The organism is Leisingera sp. SA215 (assembly GCF_055902035.1).
In genome coordinates this window covers 1-18,163 of sequence record NZ_JBVVXU010000007.1, presented here as the reverse complement: position 1 = coordinate 18,163, position 18,163 = coordinate 1, and the positions used below count along the sequence as shown (strand labels likewise).

The 18,163-nt window shown below is 61.0% G+C and carries 16 protein-coding genes; 11 read left to right on the top strand and 5 right to left on the bottom strand.

What is annotated here, in order from left to right; genetic code table 11:
• Positions 1-145: 145 nt before the first annotated feature.
• Positions 146-1,447 carry an ABC transporter substrate-binding protein gene (locus AC0KW6_RS09340; RefSeq protein ID WP_323778258.1) on the top strand — a complete coding sequence of 434 codons (1,302 nt, stop codon included), beginning with the start codon at positions 146-148 and terminating at the stop codon, positions 1,445-1,447.
• 21 nt (positions 1,448-1,468) lie between these two features.
• Here the strand turns inward: AC0KW6_RS09340 and AC0KW6_RS09335 are convergent, their stop codons facing one another.
• Positions 1,469-2,194 carry a FadR/GntR family transcriptional regulator gene (locus AC0KW6_RS09335; RefSeq protein WP_323778256.1) on the bottom strand — a complete coding sequence of 242 codons (726 nt, stop codon included), beginning with the start codon at positions 2,192-2,194 and terminating at the stop codon, positions 1,469-1,471.
• 1,101 nt (positions 2,195-3,295) lie between these two features.
• On the opposite strand from AC0KW6_RS09335, the gene AC0KW6_RS09330 reads away from it, so the two are divergent.
• Positions 3,296-3,952: a helix-turn-helix domain-containing protein gene (locus tag AC0KW6_RS09330; RefSeq protein ID WP_323778252.1), complete on the top strand. Its 657-nt coding sequence runs from the start codon at positions 3,296-3,298 to the stop codon at positions 3,950-3,952.
• A 296-nt stretch (positions 3,953-4,248) separates the two neighbouring features.
• On the opposite strand, the gene AC0KW6_RS09325 is transcribed toward AC0KW6_RS09330, so the two are convergent.
• From AC0KW6_RS09325 to AC0KW6_RS09310, 4 genes are all read right to left on the bottom strand, one after another.
• Positions 4,249-5,295, bottom strand: a complete 1,047-nt coding sequence (locus tag AC0KW6_RS09325; protein ID WP_474034760.1) for a heme-dependent oxidative N-demethylase family protein — start codon at positions 5,293-5,295, stop codon at positions 4,249-4,251.
• 10 nt (positions 5,296-5,305) lie between these two features.
• Positions 5,306-6,271: a PDR/VanB family oxidoreductase gene (locus tag AC0KW6_RS09320; protein ID WP_323778248.1), complete on the bottom strand. Its 966-nt coding sequence runs from the start codon at positions 6,269-6,271 to the stop codon at positions 5,306-5,308.
• On the bottom strand, positions 6,268-6,879 hold the full coding sequence (locus AC0KW6_RS09315; protein ID WP_323778247.1) for a dimethylamine monooxygenase subunit DmmA family protein: 612 nt from the start codon (positions 6,877-6,879) through the stop codon (positions 6,268-6,270). The genes AC0KW6_RS09320 and AC0KW6_RS09315 overlap by 4 nt, the downstream gene beginning before the upstream one ends.
• 72 nt (positions 6,880-6,951) lie before the next feature.
• The gene (locus AC0KW6_RS09310; RefSeq protein WP_323778245.1) at positions 6,952-8,097 is read right to left on the bottom strand and encodes an aminomethyl transferase family protein; all 1,146 of its coding nucleotides are present in this window, start codon (positions 8,095-8,097) and stop codon (positions 6,952-6,954) included.
• A gap of 552 nt (positions 8,098-8,649) precedes the next feature.
• On the opposite strand from AC0KW6_RS09310, the gene AC0KW6_RS09305 reads away from it, so the two are divergent.
• From AC0KW6_RS09305 to folD, 9 genes are all read left to right on the top strand, one after another.
• Positions 8,650-10,026, top strand: a complete 1,377-nt coding sequence (locus AC0KW6_RS09305) for an ammonium transporter (RefSeq protein ID WP_474034759.1) — start codon at positions 8,650-8,652, stop codon at positions 10,024-10,026.
• Between the two features lie 10 nt (positions 10,027-10,036).
• Positions 10,037-10,252 (top strand): hypothetical protein, encoded by a 216-nt coding sequence (locus AC0KW6_RS09300; RefSeq protein ID WP_323778242.1) that lies wholly within the window; start codon positions 10,037-10,039, stop codon positions 10,250-10,252.
• Positions 10,253-10,386: 134 nt separating this feature from the next.
• A complete protein-coding gene (locus tag AC0KW6_RS09295; protein ID WP_323778240.1) occupies positions 10,387-11,283 on the top strand; it encodes a class II glutamine amidotransferase in 897 nt (298 codons plus the stop codon).
• 1 nt (position 11,284) lies between these two features.
• Positions 11,285-11,968, top strand: a complete 684-nt coding sequence (locus AC0KW6_RS09290; RefSeq protein WP_474034758.1) for a protein GlxC — start codon at positions 11,285-11,287, stop codon at positions 11,966-11,968.
• Between the two features lie 17 nt (positions 11,969-11,985).
• A complete protein-coding gene (locus AC0KW6_RS09285) occupies positions 11,986-13,317 on the top strand; it encodes an FMN-binding glutamate synthase family protein (protein WP_323778236.1) in 1,332 nt (443 codons plus the stop codon).
• A gap of 73 nt (positions 13,318-13,390) precedes the next feature.
• Positions 13,391-14,722, top strand: a complete 1,332-nt coding sequence (gene glnT / locus AC0KW6_RS09280) for a type III glutamate--ammonia ligase (RefSeq protein ID WP_474034757.1) — start codon at positions 13,391-13,393, stop codon at positions 14,720-14,722.
• Between the two features lie 299 nt (positions 14,723-15,021).
• On the top strand, positions 15,022-16,698 hold the full coding sequence (locus tag AC0KW6_RS09275) for a formate--tetrahydrofolate ligase (RefSeq protein ID WP_474034756.1): 1,677 nt from the start codon (positions 15,022-15,024) through the stop codon (positions 16,696-16,698).
• A 59-nt stretch (positions 16,699-16,757) separates the two neighbouring features.
• Complete coding sequence (locus AC0KW6_RS09270) at positions 16,758-17,066, top strand: chorismate mutase (RefSeq protein WP_474034755.1); 309 nt, start codon at positions 16,758-16,760, stop codon at positions 17,064-17,066.
• 99 nt (positions 17,067-17,165) lie between these two features.
• Positions 17,166-18,056 carry a bifunctional methylenetetrahydrofolate dehydrogenase/methenyltetrahydrofolate cyclohydrolase FolD gene (folD, locus tag AC0KW6_RS09265; RefSeq protein ID WP_474034754.1) on the top strand — a complete coding sequence of 297 codons (891 nt, stop codon included), beginning with the start codon at positions 17,166-17,168 and terminating at the stop codon, positions 18,054-18,056.
• The last annotated feature ends 107 nt before the right edge of the window (positions 18,057-18,163 follow it).

Below are 18,163 nucleotides of genomic sequence, written 5' to 3'. Positions count from 1 at the left end.
TATGGACCAATATTATGGTTTGGTTCCTTTGGTCTGGTCCAATTAGTCCAAAGCTGCACCGTCAAGTCAACATATTTTCACGGAAGGAATAAGATTTTTACTCAATGGACTGGCGGGACAGAGAAATATTGTTAGGATTCGAGCCATGAAGACAACGAGTTTTGTGCATCAGCTGACGGCCCGCGCAGCGCTGCCGCGGCTGTCGGTGGAAATGACAGAAACGGTGAATATCGGCTTTCTTGGGCCGCTGTCGGGCCGGGTGGAGAGCTGGGGGCTGCCCGGGCTGAATGGCTGCCGGATCTGGGAGGACGGGCTGAACAAGGCCGGCGGGGTGCTGATCGGCGGCCGCCGCTACCCGATCCGCATCCATGCCTACGATTGCGGATATGACCCGGAACGCGCGCTGGAGGGGGCAATGGAGCTGGTGCAGCAGCGCAAGGTGAAGCTGATGCTGATGCTGGGCGGCGATACCTTTGCGCCGGTGCGCGATTTCCTGATGCGCAACAAGGTGTTGACCTCGACACTGCTGCCATCCGATTTGTCGCCCGATACGCCCTATCTGATCGCCCCCAGCGAAGCGCACCCGATCCAGAATGTGACCGGCGTGGCCTGGCTGGCGGAGAACAAACCGGATTTGAAAACCGTGGCCTTGTGCAGCCAGGCGGATCTGCTGGGGATGCCGTCGCAAGCAGTTTACCGGGCGGCGTTCAAGGCCGCAGAGAAAACGATTCTGCGCGAGGTGCAGTATGATCCGGGCTCCAGCGATCCGGGGCCGGTGGTGGACCCGATGCTGGAGAGCGGTGCCGATATCCTGTGCTGGTGCTCGTCATATGCGCCGATGGTGCATGCGATGACGGAATATGCCTATGCCAAAGGGTTCAAGGGGCAGATCATCAGCTGCACCATGGATGGCTATGATCAGCTGGTGGAGCGGACGTCGCCAGAATTCATGGAGGGCGTGGTTTTCCAGTTCCCGGATTTTGACGATCCGCTGCTGCGGGAAAAGGCGTTTTTCTTTAACCGGCCGCATGTGTTTTACGAAGAATACAACCGCCGTTTCCCAGGCAGCTGGTCGGCGGTCAGCTGGGAGTATGTGGCGATCCTCGACATCTGGCACAGCGCGGTGGAGAAGGCGGGATCGGTCGAGCCTCCATCTGTGCTGGCGGCGATGAAACAGTTGGGCCATGTCACCCACGCCTTCGGCCATGCGGAATGGTGGGGAGAGGAGATATTCGGCATTTCCAATGCCTTGGTTGGGGATTGGCCAGTCGTGACCATACAGGAAGGCAAGGCGCGGATTGCCAGTTTCAAGTCGATTCCCGGCTGGCTGGTGCAGCATTCCGATTTGCTGAAATCCGAAATGGCGGCCTTGGGGCAGCTGTGGCACCAGCGGCTGGAAAGCGGTGCGCCGGGCAGTGAAGTCAGCTCGCGTGCGGTGAAGGTCTGATCGGGCAGGGCCCGGCCCGGCTCAGACCTCCTGCAGCAGCAGTTTCTGTTCGTCGATCAGATGCAGCTTGATGAATTCCACCGCGGATTCCACATCGCGTGAGGCGATCGCGTTGAACAGCGTGTTGTAGCGTTTCTGATATTCCTGGATCCGTTGCGGCGTCAGATGGCGGCGGCGCAGCGCGGTGCGGTAGGACAGGCGGCAGGCCTCGATTGTCAGCTCATAGCAGGAGTGCAGCAGCGGGTTGCCGGTGCCCTCGGCAATTTTGCGGTAGAGATCTTCCTCCGCCTCGATGAATTCCCCCGGATCGGTGCGCACGGCTTCGACGCGGGACAGGGTCTGGTCCAGCTCCTCGATCTGGCGCGGGGTCATGTTGATCACCGCAAGGCGCACCAGTTCCGGTTCCAGAATGCCGCGCACCACCAAATGGTCCAGCGGCGAAACTTCCCTGGCAAGTGCAGAATAGGATGTTTCGGGTTTGGGATCAGAGCGGAATTTGACAAAACTGCCGGACCCGGGGCGGCGGTGGATCACGTCCTGACCGGTGAGAACATCCAGGGCTTCACGCACGGTGTTGCGGGCAACGCCCAGTTCCGAGGCCAGCGTGCGTTCTGACGGCAGCCGGGTGTCGACCGCATAGGTGCCCGCCTTGATGCGGGCGAACAGCGTGTCGATCACGACTTGCACCGTGGCACCAACCGAATGGGTGGTCAGAATTTGCGAGGTGGTGTCTTCCGCTGAGCTCATAGTCTGTATTTTCCGGGCCGGATGGGCGGGGGAATCCCCTGCGCCTGATCGCTGTGACAAAAGTGCAGTTACCCGCTTTGACGGCCTTAATGCAACTGTCTGACACAGCTGGGATTGGTCTTGAGGCTAACGGTTCTTCGGCACGGCGGCAAGAAAGTTGATGAAAATTGGTTCTTAAATTGGTTGGGCAGGTGTCCTGCTGACACTTTCCGCAAAATCCTGTTTTTGCTCAATTTTAAGAGAGATCATTGCCATACTTCCGTGCGAATGGTTCTGGATTGGTGCTTTTTTGGTTCGTTATTTGAAAGAATATATCTTTGCGGTGAACCAGTTCGCTATTGGCCTTGATCCAAGATAGGGCCAATTTATCCCAGCTGGTTCAGTTCTATTGCGCAGAGATCAGGGAACGCCAAGGACTGCGGCCGCACCCCGCGTAAAACACCGCCGCTTAAAAACAGGCGGGTCCGCCAAGGGAGAAGAGAAAGATTTCCATGATCGTGAAATCGGGGCTGACCCGGAGGATGTTCCTTCAGCCGGCGGCGGCAAACGCATATCCTGCTACTCTTGCGAGGGGGTCATCGTGGCGGTCTGCCTGTGGAGCCAGTGGCGGATCGAGAAATCACCGGTGCATTCCGTTCAAACATTTTTGCCGCGATCATCGGCTGGGACCGGGAGAACCGCCTGCGCAAGGCTATGAGGCTGTTCCGCTTGGCGGATATGTTGGCGCGGGCTGCCCTTCGCGGCGGATGATCTGCGCCGGCCGGCCAGCGGCATGCCAGCCGCTGGCGCGTCGAAAATCCAGTGCTGTTTGACGGCACGCGCAAGGTTCCGGGGACCTGTTTTCTGCCGCTGGGTGACGGACTTTATCCAGGTCCGAATGCTTTTATGCGCAAATCCAGGCCGGATGGTCCGGGTTGTGGTGGCAGCGTGCCTGCAGAATTGGGCGGCTCAGCAACAAATTTCTTTCCTGTGGCGGTAAGGGGTTGGGAAAAAGTGGTAATGGCAGTAAAATAATTTTCGCGTGGTTTCTTGTGTCCGGAAAATTTTTGCGTACCGCCCGCTGCGCGCTTGTCAGAGGCTGTCCAGAAGGAAGATAACACAGTGGCTAAACCCAAAGACGATAGCGACGCAGTGGCAAACTACCTTTCTCAAGATCCGCACCGGGTCCGCGACGGCGCGGAAAAAGTTCTGGAAGTGGCGATTGGCCGTGAAGTCCGGTCGTTCCGGCGCCAGCAGGGAATCACCGTGGCGGATCTTGCCACGCTGACCGGGCTGTCGATCGGGATGCTGTCGAAGATCGAGAACGGCAATACATCCCCGTCGCTGACCACGCTGCAATTGCTGGCCAACGCGCTGAGTGTTCCGATCACTTCGTTCTTCCGCCGTTTCGAGGAAACCCGTGAGGCGGTGCATACCAAGACGGGCGAAGGCGTCGAGACCGAGCGTGCCGGTACGCGGGCGGGTCATCAGTATCAGTTGCTGGGGCATCTTGGCGCCAATGCCTCGGGTGTTTTGGTGGAACCTTACATGATTTCCCTGACCGAGGAGTCGGATGTCTTTCCGACCTTCCAGCATGATGGCGTCGAGATGCTCTATATGCTGGAGGGCGAGGTGGATTACCGGCATGGCGACAAGGTTTTCACGTTGAAGCCGGGCGATACGCTGTTTTTCGACGCCGACGCGCCGCATGGGCCGGAACAGCTGATCAAGCTGCCGGCGCGGTACCTGTCGATCATTTCCTATCCGCAGTCGAGCTGAGCCGCGGCCGAAGCGCTCCCGCCTGTTTCGGACCATCTGAAAATGCCCCTGCACAGTTGGGTCCGGCGCCGCGCACTGCGCGGCGCGGTGGCACCCTGCTGCGAGCCTCCCGGCTGAGGCCTGCGGCGCGCCAAGCACGCTGCCCGGTCCAACGCTGCGAGGGGCAGGCGCCGCCTGCCGTCTGACGCGCGGGAGCGTCCCGGCACACAAAAAAACTGCCGCGCCAGAGGCAGCGGCAGTCAGAGAGGCGGGCCTGAATGACAGGGGGGGGGACGGCCCGCCAAATCCGCTCGGGATCAGTCGTCGTCGGCCCAGATGCCATCCGAAGTCGGGCTGCCGTCGTCATGTTGCGAGAGCCATTCGACCATCATCGGCCGGTTGTCGATGAAGCCCTTGTAGGTCGCCAGCTCCTCGGGCAGGTCGCGGATCACCCGGTGCAGGCGGCGGCCCCATTTCGGCACCGTCACCAGATCGTTGAAGCTGATCAGGTAGCAGCGGATCGGAAACACCAGCGCGTTGGAGCGCGGCAGCCGGAAGAAGGTCTGCAGCTCGACCCGCAGGTGCTGCTTGTCGCCCAGGTTCTCCATGGTGAGTTCCTGCTTCATCTCGCCCCACTTGTGGTAGTTCTCGGGGCTGGTGTCGAGCAGCGGGTTCACTGTCATGGTCCAGTTCAGGCGCCGCGCGGGCTGGCCCTGCTGGATGTTCAGAAGGAATTTCAGGGCACGCACGAAGATGCCCATCTCATGCGCCTTCGGCACCGGCGCATGCCATTCAAAGAAGTTCATGCCGATGTCGAAATCCAGGCTCCAGTCGGCCTGGGTGGTGACCATGCCGGCATCCATCCACAGGTTGTCGTCGCGCTGGTCCAGCAGGGCAAAGTCGCCCTGCGTCTGGCGGGTGATGTATTCCATCGGCCCGTAGGGCAGGGTGCTTTCATCGAGGAAGGTGAAGGTGTCGTCGATGCCCAGCGGCTTGTTGACCCAGCGCCAGCGGTTGCCGTTCTTGTGCAGTTCGAACAGGTCGGGGTATTCGCGCGCCTTGGCTTCCATGATCAGCTCGACCAGGTCCCAGCCTGCCAGCGTCATATGCGGCAGCGACTGGCAGCGCAGCGGATCATCCGCCAGCACCTGGGCGCGGTCCTTCATTTCCGCGACATAGTGCTCGTCCACGTCGAAGGTGCGCTCGAACACCGAGCCGGGCCGGTAGGAGGTGTGCGGCTCCATGTTCACCGAATACATGTAGCTGTCTTCATGGAACGGGAAGGGGAAGCGCTTGATCGCCCACTCCGAGTTGCGGAAGGTGAAGTCGCCGCGAAAGGTTTCGTCGTTGAATTGAATGGTCATTTTCTTTTCCTCAGCGATCCAGAACCAGGGTCTTGCCCTCAAAACGCGACACGCAGGGCATGATATGCTTGCCGCCGGCCTTCTGCTCGTCTGTCAGCCAGTGATCGTGGTGCAGGAACTTTCCGTCGTAGCCGATGACATTGGTTTCGCACTGGCCGCAGGCGCCGCCGCGGCAGAGGTAGGGGGCGTCGACGCCCGCGGCCTCGATGGCTTCCAGCAGCGACTGATGCTCGCCGACCTGGATCACCTTGCCGGAGACCGCCAGCTTTACCTCAAACGGTTTGCCGGAGGCGGGCGCCAGGAATTCCTCGGAATGCACGGCCTCGCGCGGCCAGCCCATTTCCGACGCGGTGCCATGCACCCAGTTGATCATGCCCTTGGGGCCGCAGACATAGACATGCGTGCCCAGCGGTTGGGTGGCGAGCAGGGTCTTGAGGTCGATCGCCTCTCCCTGGTCGTCATGATAGATATGCACCTTGCCCGGGTAGTTCGCCGACAAGTCGCCGGAATAGGTGCCGAGCGAAGCGTTGCGCACCGAATAGTGCAGCTCAAACTGGCCGCCCATCATTGCCAGCTGATGCATCTGGGCCATGAACGGGGTGATGCCGATGCCGCCGGCCAGCATCAGGTGCTTCTTGGCGCGCAGATCAAGTGAGAACAGGTTCACCGGGTTGGAGATCACCATCTCCATGCCCTCTTTTACCTGGGAATGCATGAATTTGGAGCCGCCCCGGCCTTCATCATCACGGCGGACCGAGATCGTGTAGGCGCCGCGGTCGGCCGGATTGGACATCAAGGAATAGGCGTTGAGCCGGGTGATGCCGCCATCCTGCATTTCGACCACGGTGTGTGCTCCGCCCGAGAAGGTGGGCAGGGCGCCGCCGCCGGTGCGGACGAATTTGAAACGGGTGACCAGTTCATTGATCGGTTTGACCTCGGCCACGGTGACATTCAGTTTTGCGGTGCCAGCACTCATTTAAACAGCTCCACTTTCTCGGGGATATTGCCCGGATCTTCGGCATCCACCCGCACGCCCTGGAAGGCGGCGATGCGGCGCGAATAGTGGTCGCGCACAAACAGGCTCAGGCCGCAGTGGCTGCATTCGAAGGGATCGGTGGTGACGTCCTCGGTGATGCCTTTGCAGTGGACGCACTGCATGCGCCGCGCGGTCGAGCCGCGGTGTTCGGTCTGGATCGCAGTGTGCGGAATACCCGCTGTGGTCGCCTCATACATCGCCTGGCCCATCAGGCTCTCGGTGCCGGTCAGGTAGACCTGGGTGCCCATGTGGCAGTTGTTCAGGGCGCGGCGGATGCGGCTTTGCGCGGCCTCATAGGAGGGGCCTGCGTAAAACTGGCCCGCACCCAGCTGTTCCAGCTGGCTGCTGTATTTGGTGCCGGTTTTCTTGGGGATATAGATGATATGGGCCTTGGCCCAGAAATCCTTATCCGCGGTTTTGGCCAGATCAAGGATTGCTTCGGCGCCTTCGGCGTCGGCGATCATCAGGTGGCCGCTGCCCGGGCGGGCTTCGAGCTCGCCGTAGACGGGGCGGCTGTTGATGGAGGGGGGGAATTCGGTCTTAGGCATGTGGGTCGCTTTTCCTGCAGTCCGGGTGAACGAAAGCGGGCGCCCCCGGGATGGGGACGCCCGGGATCCGGATCAGCCCTTTGCGGTGCGGATCGATTTGTCCTTGTCGTAGAAGGGCATCTCTTCGGCGGTGGCTGCAATCTCGGTGCCATCGCCATTGCGGACCGTCAGCTTGGTGCCCGGCTTGGCGCAGGCCACCGGCATCCGGGCGATGCCCACGTTGTGGTTGTTGACTTCGGAGTACATACCATAAGTCACCACGCCGACTTTCTCGCCGTTTTGCAGAAGATCGGCGCCTTCGTCCGCCGGGGTGGTGCCCTCCAGCATGACGCCGTAAATCTTGAAGCGTTCCTTGCCTTCAGCGGCATAGTGGTTTTCGGCGCCGATGAAGCCGGTCTTGCCGGGGGACACGGTGAACTCCAGACCCAGCTCCCACAGAGTGTCGCCGCAGGTCTCATTGTCGAACGGATAGGTTTCGGAGTTGTCGCCCGGATAGAACAGCAGATAGCTTTCGGTGCGCAGCAGATCCAGCGTCGAGAATTGGACCGGCACAATGCCCAGGCCTTTGCCCTCTTCCAGAATGCTGTCCCACAGGTGAACCGCATCTTTGGATTGGCAGAAAATCTCATACCCGCGTTCGCCGGTATAACCGGTGCGGGAGATCATCACCGGGCAGCCGAACAGTTTGGTCTGGATGATGCCGAAATAGGCCAGATCGCGGATGCCAGGGACATATTCGGCCAGAAAATCAACGGCGACAGGGCCCTGCAGCGACATGTCGTGCAGATTGTCGTCGAAGATCACCGAGCAATTCTTGCCTGCGGCAACCGCGTTCAGCTGTTCCATGCCGGTTCCGGTGCCGTGCACAATCAGCCAGCTGTTCACCGACAGGCGGTAGATGATGCAGTCGTCGACAAACTTGCCCTGGTCATTCAGGATCGAGGCGTAGGTCGAGCGGCCCGGCATGATCTTTTCGACGTTGCGGGTGGTGACCCGGTCGATAACTTGCGCGGCGTGTTCGCCGACAACATGGACTTTTTTCAAACCGGACACGTCCATAAGGCCGGCCTTGGTGCGGACCGCCTCATAGTCGGCCTTGGCGCGTTCGGGGCTGTGGTCATAGAACCACGCGGTTCCCATGCCGTTCCAATCTTCCAGCTCGCCGCCGATTTCCTTGTGCCGCTGCGCCAGTGCTGAAGTCCGCCAGATAATGGCCATGATCTATGTCTCCCAAGATAGTGGTGGACCAAATTTCGCGATTTGGTTCCATTGGTCTGGTCCAGTTAGCCAAGAGAGTAGGCGCTGTGTCAACGATTATTCCTAGCAGGAAAAAGATTTTGCCGAAAAGGCCGATTCCGAATGGGTTTGCGGCATAGAATGGCCGGAAATGGTCTTTTAGGCAGGATATTTGAGGCTGCACCGGCCGCGGAAGGACCTGTTTCGGGGGGAATCGGCACCTTCCAATGCCGGAGATTCGGTTGATTGCGTCGCAAATCCACAATTATGCCGCGTATCCCCAAAAAAACCAAGCGCGGGCAGCTGCCATGAGGGGGAAACGGGCAGAATGCCGTAAGCCCTTGGGAGCGTACGTTTAAGAGGTTCTGCAGCTGCGCAGTTCAGTGGTTTGATGGCTGCGCTGGCTTTTCTGAGGGTAAATAAACTTTCACACGATTATTGACAGCTCCGCCTCCTGAGACTCAATAATATATGAAAATAATATTCCCAAGAGGCAAGAAAGCCCGGGAGAACTGCCAACAGGAGGGCAAAACATTGGATGGAAATCTGAACGCGTTAACAACGGTGTTCACCGAGTTCTACTACTGGGTGACCGTTGTCTTCATGTTCCTCATACACGTGGGGTTCTGCATGTACGAGGTCGGCGCCAGCCGCCACCGCAACCACATGCACACATTAATGAAGAACATCATGATCATTCCGCTGGTCACGGTGACATTCTTCTTCTTCGGCTGGTGGATCTACTGGTCATTCCCGAGCTTTCCGTTTTTCGGCGGGCTGAATCACGAAGCCGGTTCCGCGAACCTGCCGTGGTCGCAGAACATGGCCACCAACCTTTCCGACCGGATCACCGGTGTGTTTTGGGCTGCATTCCTGCTGTTTTCCTGGACTGCCGCCTCGATCGTGTCGGGCGCTGTGATCGAACGGATCCGCTCTTCGGCTTTGTGGGTGCATGCGGTGATGATCGGTTCGGTGTTCTGGATCATCGACGCAGCCTGGGGCTGGCACGCCGAAGGCTGGATGGTGAAGTATCTCGGCTACCACGATGCCTATGCATCCGGGGTGATTCACGCGGTGGCCGGCGGTTACGCGCTGGGTGTGATCATGGTGCTGGGCCCGCGGATCGGCAAGTTTGCCGCCGATGGCACCCCGCGCGATATCCCGCCGCATAATCCCTGGATGCTGACCATCGGTATCTTCCTGATCTACACAGGGTTCTGGGGCTTCTATGCTGCTTGCAACATTCCGGTGATCTCGCCCGACGGCATCGGCGGACTGCTGACCGGTGAAACCTGGACGGCCACCAATATCTATCTGGCGCCGACCTCGCTGTCTGCAATCACCTTCAACTTCCTGATGTCGATGTCGGGCGGGCTGATGGCGGCCTATCTGGTATCCAGGGGCGATGCATTCTGGACCTTCTCCGGCGGTCTGGCTGGAATCATCACCGCATCTGCCGGCAACGACCTCTATCATCCGGTCCAGGCGATGCTGGTTGGCGCCGTCGGAGTGGTGATCGTGTACAAGCTGCACTACTGGATGGAGCGTACCTTCAAGCTAGATGACGCAGTGGGCGCGGTTGCCGTGCACGGTTATTCCGGCATTGTCGGCCTTATCCTCGCGGGCTTCCTGCTGTGGGGGGCGCCGAGTTCGCCGTACGATGGCTATGCAACGGTCAATCCGGTCGGCCAGACCATCGGCGCGGTGATCATGTTCGGGGTGCTGGGCTGGCTGCCAGGCTTTGTGATCTCCAAGATCCAGGCCGCTGCAGGTGTGCTGCGGATCCCGCTCGAAGTCGAGCTTCAGGGCCTCGATTACGCAGAGCACCATGCCTACGAGGATGCCAAGGCAGCCATCATCGAAGCCGACAAGGCTGCCTTGACCGGCAGTTCCAGAGTCCCTGCAGAATAAGGAGAACGAAATGTCTACCATTGGTTATGACAGCTGGGCAGTGGACCTGGCGGAGGTTGGGCCAGTCTACCCCTTCCAAGGATACGAAGTTTTCATGGTGATCTTGGGGGTGATCTTCTGGATTGGCTGGCACCGGATCCAGTTTGCCCGGGAAAGTAAACACCTGGAGAAGGCCAGGCATATGGGTGATCAGGATAAAATCCACGCTTTGCTCGAAAAATACTGACCTGAATACATCGAAGGGCGCGCCAGTAAGGCGCGTCTTTCACTTCCGTCAGAGGAAAAAAAGTTTCATAAGAGTTGAACGGTCGCTCGCAAGGTGCTAGCGTTGATTCGAGATGAAAAGTAGGAGGCACACCCATGTGCGGGATTGTCGGTCTTTTTCTAAAAGACAAATCACTTGAGCCTAAGCTGGGCGATATGCTCACCGATATGCTCATCACCATGACGGACCGCGGTCCGGACAGCGCCGGTATTGCCATCTATGGTGCCGATACCGCAGGGCGGACCAAGGTCACGGTTCAGTCGGATTCGCCGGATGAGGCGTTTGACGGCTTGGACGGCGTGCTGGCCGAGGCGTTGAGCGGCGATGTATCGATCCGGGTGATCGATACCCACGCGGTGCTGGACCTGCCTGCGGGCAAGGAAGAAGAGGCCCGCAGCGTGCTGGCCGAACTGCGCCCCGGCATGCGCATCATGAGCGCTGGCGAAGCGATCGAGATCTACAAGGAAGTGGGTCTGCCCGAGAAGGTCGCCGAGCGATTCAACGTGCGCGGCATGAGCGGCAGCCACGGCATCGGCCACACCCGTATGGCCACTGAATCCGCCGTCACCACCGAGGGCGCTCACCCGTTCTCGACCGGACTGGACCAGTGCCTTGTGCACAACGGTTCGCTGTCCAACCACAACGCGCTGCGCCGCCGCCTGAAGCGCGAAGGCGTCCGCATCGAAAGCCAGAACGACACCGAAGTCGGTGCCGCCTATCTGACCTGGAAGATGCAGAACGGCGCCACCCTGGGCGAAGCCCTGGAAGGCACGCTGGAGGATCTCGACGGTTTCTTCAACTTTGTCGTTGGCACCAAGGACGGCTTTGGCGTGGTCCGCGACCCGATCGCCTGCAAGCCGGCCGTGATGGCGGAAACCGACCAGTATGTGGCGTTCGGCAGCGAATACCGCGCGCTGGTGAATCTGCCGGGCATCGAAGACGCCAAAGTCTGGGAGCCCGAACCCGCAACCGTTTACTTCTGGAACCACTAAGATGCAGACATATGATCTTGAAGCAAATGGCCTGCGCGGTCTGAACTCGGCCCTGCAGGAACTGAATGGCAGCTCGAACAAGACTGCCTGGGAAATCGTCAACCCCAAGGGCAGCCATGCGATTGCCGTGGGCCTGAACTCGCCGGTTGAGGTCACGGTCAAGGGCTCGACCGGCTACTATTGCGCCGGCATGAACCAGCAGGCGACCGTCAAGGTCGAAGGCTCGGTTGGCCCCGGGGTGGCGGAAAACATGATGTCCGGCACCGTGATTGTAGACGGCGATGCCAGCCAGTACGCCGGTGCAACCGGCCAGGGCGGGCTGCTGGTGATCAAGGGCAACGCGTCGTCGCGCTGCGGCATCTCGATGAAGGGCATCGACATCGTCGTGCACGGCAACATCGGCCATATGTGCGCCTTCATGGGGCAGGCTGGCAATCTTGTGGTGCTCGGCGACGCCGGAGATGCGCTGGGCGACAGCTGCTATGAAGCGCGGTTCTTTGTGCGCGGTTCGGTCAAAAGCCTGGGTGCCGATTGCATCGAAAAGGAAATGCGCCCCGAGCATATCGAGATCCTCAAGGATTTGCTGGCGCGTTCCGGTGCAGACGCCAAGCCGGAAGAGTTCAAGCGCTACGGTTCGGCCCGTAAGCTTTACAACTTCGACGTCGACAACGCGCAAGCGTACTAAGGACAGGGATCACAAACATGGATAACACTAAAATCCCCCGTACGGTCCCGATCCAGTCGGCGACTTTCTCCAACCCGATCAACGCGGAAATCCGCCGTGCTGCAGCCACCGGGATCTATGACATCCGCGGCGGCGGCGCCAAGCGCAAGGTTCCGCATTTTGATGATCTGCTGTTCCTCGGCGCATCGGTCTCTCGCTACCCGCTGGAAGGCTATCGCGAGAAATGCGAAACCAAGGTGACCCTGGGCACCCGTTTTGCCAAAAAGCCGATCGAGCTGGACATCCCGGTCACCATCGCCGGCATGAGCTTTGGCGCGCTGTCCGGTCCTGCCAAGGAGGCCCTGGGCCGCGGCGCATCCGCTGCAGGCACGTCCACCACCACCGGTGACGGCGGCATGACCCCGGAAGAGCGCGGGCATTCCAGCAAGCTGGTCTATCAGTATCTGCCCTCGCGCTACGGGATGAACCCGGATGATCTGCGCAAGGCTGATGCGATTGAGGTTGTTGTGGGCCAGGGCGCCAAGCCCGGCGGCGGCGGCATGCTGCTGGGGCAGAAGATCTCGGACCGGGTTGCGCACATGCGCTGCCTGCCCAAGGGAATCGACCAGCGTTCGGCCTGCCGCCATCCCGACTGGACCGGCCCGGATGATCTGGAAATCAAGATCCTCGAGCTTCGCGAAATCACGGATTGGCAGGTTCCGATCTATATCAAGGTTGGCGGCACCCGCCCCTATTACGACACCGCGCTGGCGGTGAAGGCCGGGGCTGACGTTGTGGTCCTCGACGGCATGCAGGGCGGCACCGCTGCGACCCAGGATGTGTTCATTGAACATGTCGGCTTGCCGACGCTGGCCTGTATCCGCCCTGCCGTGCAGGCGCTGCAGGACCTGGGCGTGCACCGCGAAGTGCAGCTGGTGGTTTCCGGCGGCATCCGCACCGGCGCAGATGTGGCCAAGGCGATGGCGCTGGGCGCCGACGCGGTGGCCATCGGCACCGCAGCGCTGATCGCGCTGGGCGACAATGACCCGAAATGGGAAAGCGAGTACCAGAAGCTGGGCACCACCACCGGCGCCTATGACGACTGGCACGAAGGCCAGGATCCGGCTGGCATCACCACTCAGGATCCCGAGCTGATGAAGCGCGTCGATCCCGTTGAAGCCGGCCGCCGCCTGCGCAACTATCTTAAGGTAATGACGCTGGAGGCGCAGACCATTGCTCGCGCTTGCGGCCATAACCATCTGCACAACCTCGAACCTGAGGATCTGTGCGCCCTGACAATGGAGGCCGCCGCCATGGCGCGTGTGCCGCTGGCCGGTACCGACTGGTATCCTGGCAAAGCAGGGTTTTAATGATTGGCAGGCGCGGCCGGGCAATGGCCGCGCCTTTTCCACAACACACTCAACAGGGAAAGGGAGTGGGACCATGACGACAGATCTGGCTGCTTTCGCAAAAGAAAAAGGCGTCAAATATTTCATGATCTCCTTCACCGACTTGTTCGGTGGCCAGCGCGCCAAACTGGTGCCGGCGCGGGCGATCGCAGGTATGCAGGAGGATGGTGCGGGGTTTGCCGGTTTTGCAACCTGGCTTGATCTGACCCCGGCGCATCCCGACATGCTGGCGGTGCCGGATCCAAACGCCGTGATTCAGCTGCCTTGGAACAAGGAAATTGCCTGGGTCCCAGGCAATTGCGTGATGGAGGGCGAAGATGTCGCCCAGGCGCCGCGCAACGTGCTGCGCCGTCTGATCAAGGAGGCCGCGGACGAAGGCCTGCATGTGAAAACCGGGATCGAAGCCGAGTTTTTCCTGCTGACCCCCGATGGCGAGGAAATCTCGGACCCCTTCGACAGCGCCGAAAAGCCCTGCTATGATCAGCAGGCCATGATGCGCCGTTTGGACGTGATCCGCGAAATCAGCGACTACATGCTGGAGCTGGGCTGGGGCGCGTATCAGAACGACCATGAGGACGCCAACGGCCAGTGGGAAATGAACTGGGACTTCGATGATGCCCTGGCCACCGCTGACAAACACAGCTTCTTCAAGTTCATGGCAAAATCGGTGGCGGAGAAGCACGGTTTCCGCGCGACCTTCATGCCGAAACCGGTAGAGGGCCTGACCGGCAACGGCTGCCATGCGCATATCTCGGTCTGGGACGCTCCCGGCGCGGATTCACGCAACAATGTCTTCGCGGCCGAAAAAGGCACAGGCGATATCGCTGAACTGGGACTCTCCGAACAGGGCGGCTACTTCCTGGGCGGCATCATGAAACATGCCTCGGCGCTGGCGGCGATCACCAACCCGACGGTGAACTCCTACAAGCGCATCAACGCGCCGCGCACCATGTCGGGCGCGACCTGGGCGCCGAACACCGTCACCTGGACCGGCAACAACCGCACCCACATGGTGCGCGTGCCCGGCCCCGGCCGGTTTGAATTGCGCCTGCCCGATGGCGCCGTGAACCCCTATCTGCTGCAGGCGGTGATCATTGCAGCCGGGCTTTCCGGCGTCCGCTCCAAGGCCGACCCCGGCCCGCGTCATGACATCGACATGTATGCCGAAGGCCACACCATCACCGACGCGCCGAAGCTGCCGCTCAACATGCTGGATGCGCTGCGCTTCTACGACAAGGACGACGGCCTGAAAGCAATGATGGGCGAGGAATTCTCTGCCGCTTACCTGAAGATGAAGCAGCAGGAGTGGAACTCCTTCGTCAACCACTTCTCCCGCTGGGAGAAGGACAACACGCTGGATATCTGACCCGGCAGTGATTCCCCCTGTCTGGCCTTCGGGCCGGACCTTGCATGGCCCGGGCATTGCCCGGGCCCTTTTTGTTTGCGGCAGCACTTGCCGCATATGCGCCGTCTTCACCCGGGGTGAAATTCCGCTTGTTTCCGATTGGCGCCGGAAATGGAGAGAATGCCCTGTTTTTCAGGCGGATTTGGTCAGGAATGTGTTGACGTGCAGGAAAATAATTTGAGTAATAGGAATATATAGAGCCTCGCTAAGGCACCCGCCGCGGGGGTTCAGCCAGAAAAGACGGCAAAAGGGAGATAGCCATGAGCTACAAGAGTGACATCGAGATTGCGCGTGAAGCGCAGAAGAAACCGATCCAGGAGATTGGTGCGAAGATCGGGATTTCGGACAGCGATCTGCTGCCCTACGGCCACGACAAGGCAAAGGTGTCGCAGTCCTTCATCAACTCGGTGCAGGACCGCGAAGACGGCAAGCTGATCCTGGTGACCGCGATCAACCCGACGCCGGCGGGCGAAGGCAAGACCACCACCACCGTGGGCCTGGGCGACGGTCTGAACCGGATCGGCAAGAACGCGATGATCTGCATCCGCGAAGCCTCGCTCGGCCCGAACTTCGGCATGAAGGGCGGCGCCGCAGGCGGCGGCTACGCCCAGGTGGTGCCGATGGAGGAGATGAACCTCCACTTCACCGGCGATTTCCATGCCATCACCTCGGCCCATTCGCTGCTGTCGGCAATGATCGACAACCACATCTACTGGGGCAACGAGTGCGAGATCGACACCCGCCGCGTCGCCTGGCGCCGGGTTGTCGACATGAACGACCGCGCCCTGCGGGTGATCACCGCCTCTCTGGGCGGCGTCTCCAACGGCTTCCCGCGCGAAGCCGGTTTTGACATCACCGTGGCCTCGGAAGTGATGGCGATCCTGTGCCTCGCCAACGACCTGAAAGACCTGGAAAAGCGGCTCGGCGACATCATCGTGGCCTACCGCCGCGACAAGACCCCGGTCTACTGCCGCGACATCAAGGCCGAAGGCGCGATGACCGTGCTGCTGAAAGACGCGATGCAGCCGAACCTGGTGCAGACCCTGGAAAACAACCCGGCGTTTGTGCATGGCGGCCCGTTTGCCAATATCGCCCACGGCTGCAACTCGGTGATCGCCACCAAGACCGCCCTGAAAGTCGCCGACTACGTGGTGACCGAGGCCGGTTTCGGCGCCGATCTGGGGGCTGAAAAGTTCATGAACATCAAATGCCGCAAGGCAGGCATCGCGCCGTCGGCAGTGGTGCTGGTGGCCACCGTGCGGGCGATGAAGATGAACGGCGGCGTTGCCAAGGCGGATCTGGGCGCCGAGAATGTCGACGCGGTCAACGCGGGCTGTGCCAACCTCGGCCGCCACATCGAGAACATCAAATCCTTCGGGGTTCCTGTTGTGGTTGCGATCAACCACTTTGTGACCGACACCGATGCCGAAGTGGAGGCTGTCAAAGCCTATGCCGCCACCCATGGCGTCGAGGCGGTGCTGTCGCGCCACTGGGAACTGGGGTCGGAAGGCTCGGCGCCGCTGGCGCAGAAGGTTGTGGAAATCGTCGATGCGGGCCAGGCCAACTTCTCGCCGATCTACCCGGACGAGATGTCCCTGTTCGACAAGATCGACACCATCGCCAAGCGGATCTACCGCGCCGACGAGGTGCTGGCGGACAACAAGATCCGCAACCAGCTGAAGGAATGGGAAGAGGCGGGCTACGGCAATCTGCCGGTCTGCATGGCGAAGACCCAGTACTCCTTCTCGACCGACCCGTCGCTGCGCGGTGCGCCGGTGGGCCATTCGGTGCCGGTGCGCGAAGTGCGCCTCTCGGCCGGTGCCGGCTTCATCGTTGCGGTCTGCGGCGAGATCATGACGATGCCCGGCCTGCCGCGCAAACCGGCGTCGGAAACCATCCGCCTGAATGACGACGGCCAGATCGAAGGCTTGTTCTAAACGGCGATATGCGACATTCACGGCCCGGGACCCATCCCGGGCCGTGAGAGTTTTGAGACATGAGCACCACACGCACCCCGCCAGATGCCTGCAGCGATATGGCAAGCCTCCGGCTGCAGATCGACCACCTCGACCGGGAGCTGATCGCGCTGCTGGCCGAGCGGGCCGGATACATTGACCGGGCGATTGCGCTGAAGCAGGCAAACGGCTGGCCGGCGCGGATCCCGGAACGGGTCGAGGAAGTGGTGCTGAATGCCCGTGCCGCGGCCGCGGAACAGGGGCTGGACCCCGGTCTGGCCGGGCACCTGTGGCGGCAGCTGGTGGAGTGGTCGATTGCCCGCGAGGCGCGGGTGATCCGGGAAGAGTGAGGCTGAGCGGGGGCCTGCGGCGCGGGCATCGCGAGCGACTGAGATGGACAGGCAGGCTTCAAGGGCGATCCGTGCCTGCGGCAAAGAGGAAGAGATCAAATGGCAGCAACATTGATTGACGGCAAGGCCTTTGCGGCCAAGGTGCGCGGCCAGGTGGCTGAGCATGTGGCGCGGCTGAAAGAGGAACACGGCATCACCCCCGGCCTGGCGGTGGTTCTGGTCGGCGAAGACCCGGCCTCCCAGGTCTATGTGCGCTCCAAGGGCAAGCAGACCGTCGAGGTCGGCATGAACTCGGTCGAGCACAAGCTGGATGCGGAGACTTCCGAGGCGGATCTGCTGGCGGTGGTCGACCAGCTGAACAACGATCCCTCGATCCACGGCATCCTGGTGCAGCTGCCGCTGCCGAAGCATATGAACGAGGATCTGGTGATCAATTCGATTGCGCCGGAGAAGGACGTCGACGGTTTCCACATCTCCAACGTCGGCCTGCTGGGCACCGGCCAGAAATCGATGGTGCCCTGCACGCCGCTGGGCTGCCTGATGATGCTGCGCGACCACCATGGGTCGCTGTCGGGCATGGATGCGGTTGTGATCGGCCGCTCCAACATCGTCGGCAAGCCGATGGCGCAGCTGCTCCTGGGCGACAGCTGCACGGTGACCATCGCGCATTCGCGCACCAAGGATCTGCCCGATGCGGTGCGCCGCGCCGACATCGTGGTGGCGGCGGTCGGCCGTCCGGAAATGGTGCCGGGCGACTGGATCAAGGAGGGCGCGACCGTGATCGACGTCGGCATCAACCGCATCGAGCGCGACGGCAAGACCAAGCTGGTCGGCGACGTTGATTTTGCCACTGCGGCCGAGCGCGCGGGCGCCATCACCCCGGTGCCGGGCGGCGTCGGCCCGATGACCATCGCCTGCCTGCTTGCCAACACCGTCACTGCGGCCTGCCGCGCCAACGGCCTCAAGGAACCCGAAGGCCTGACCGCCTGACCCAGCGCTGACCGCTGACCGCCTGACTGATATGCTCCCGCCGGACCGCCTCCGGCGGGAGTATTTTTTGGAAAGATGATGGCTGGCAGGCCTTAGGCCGTCACCGG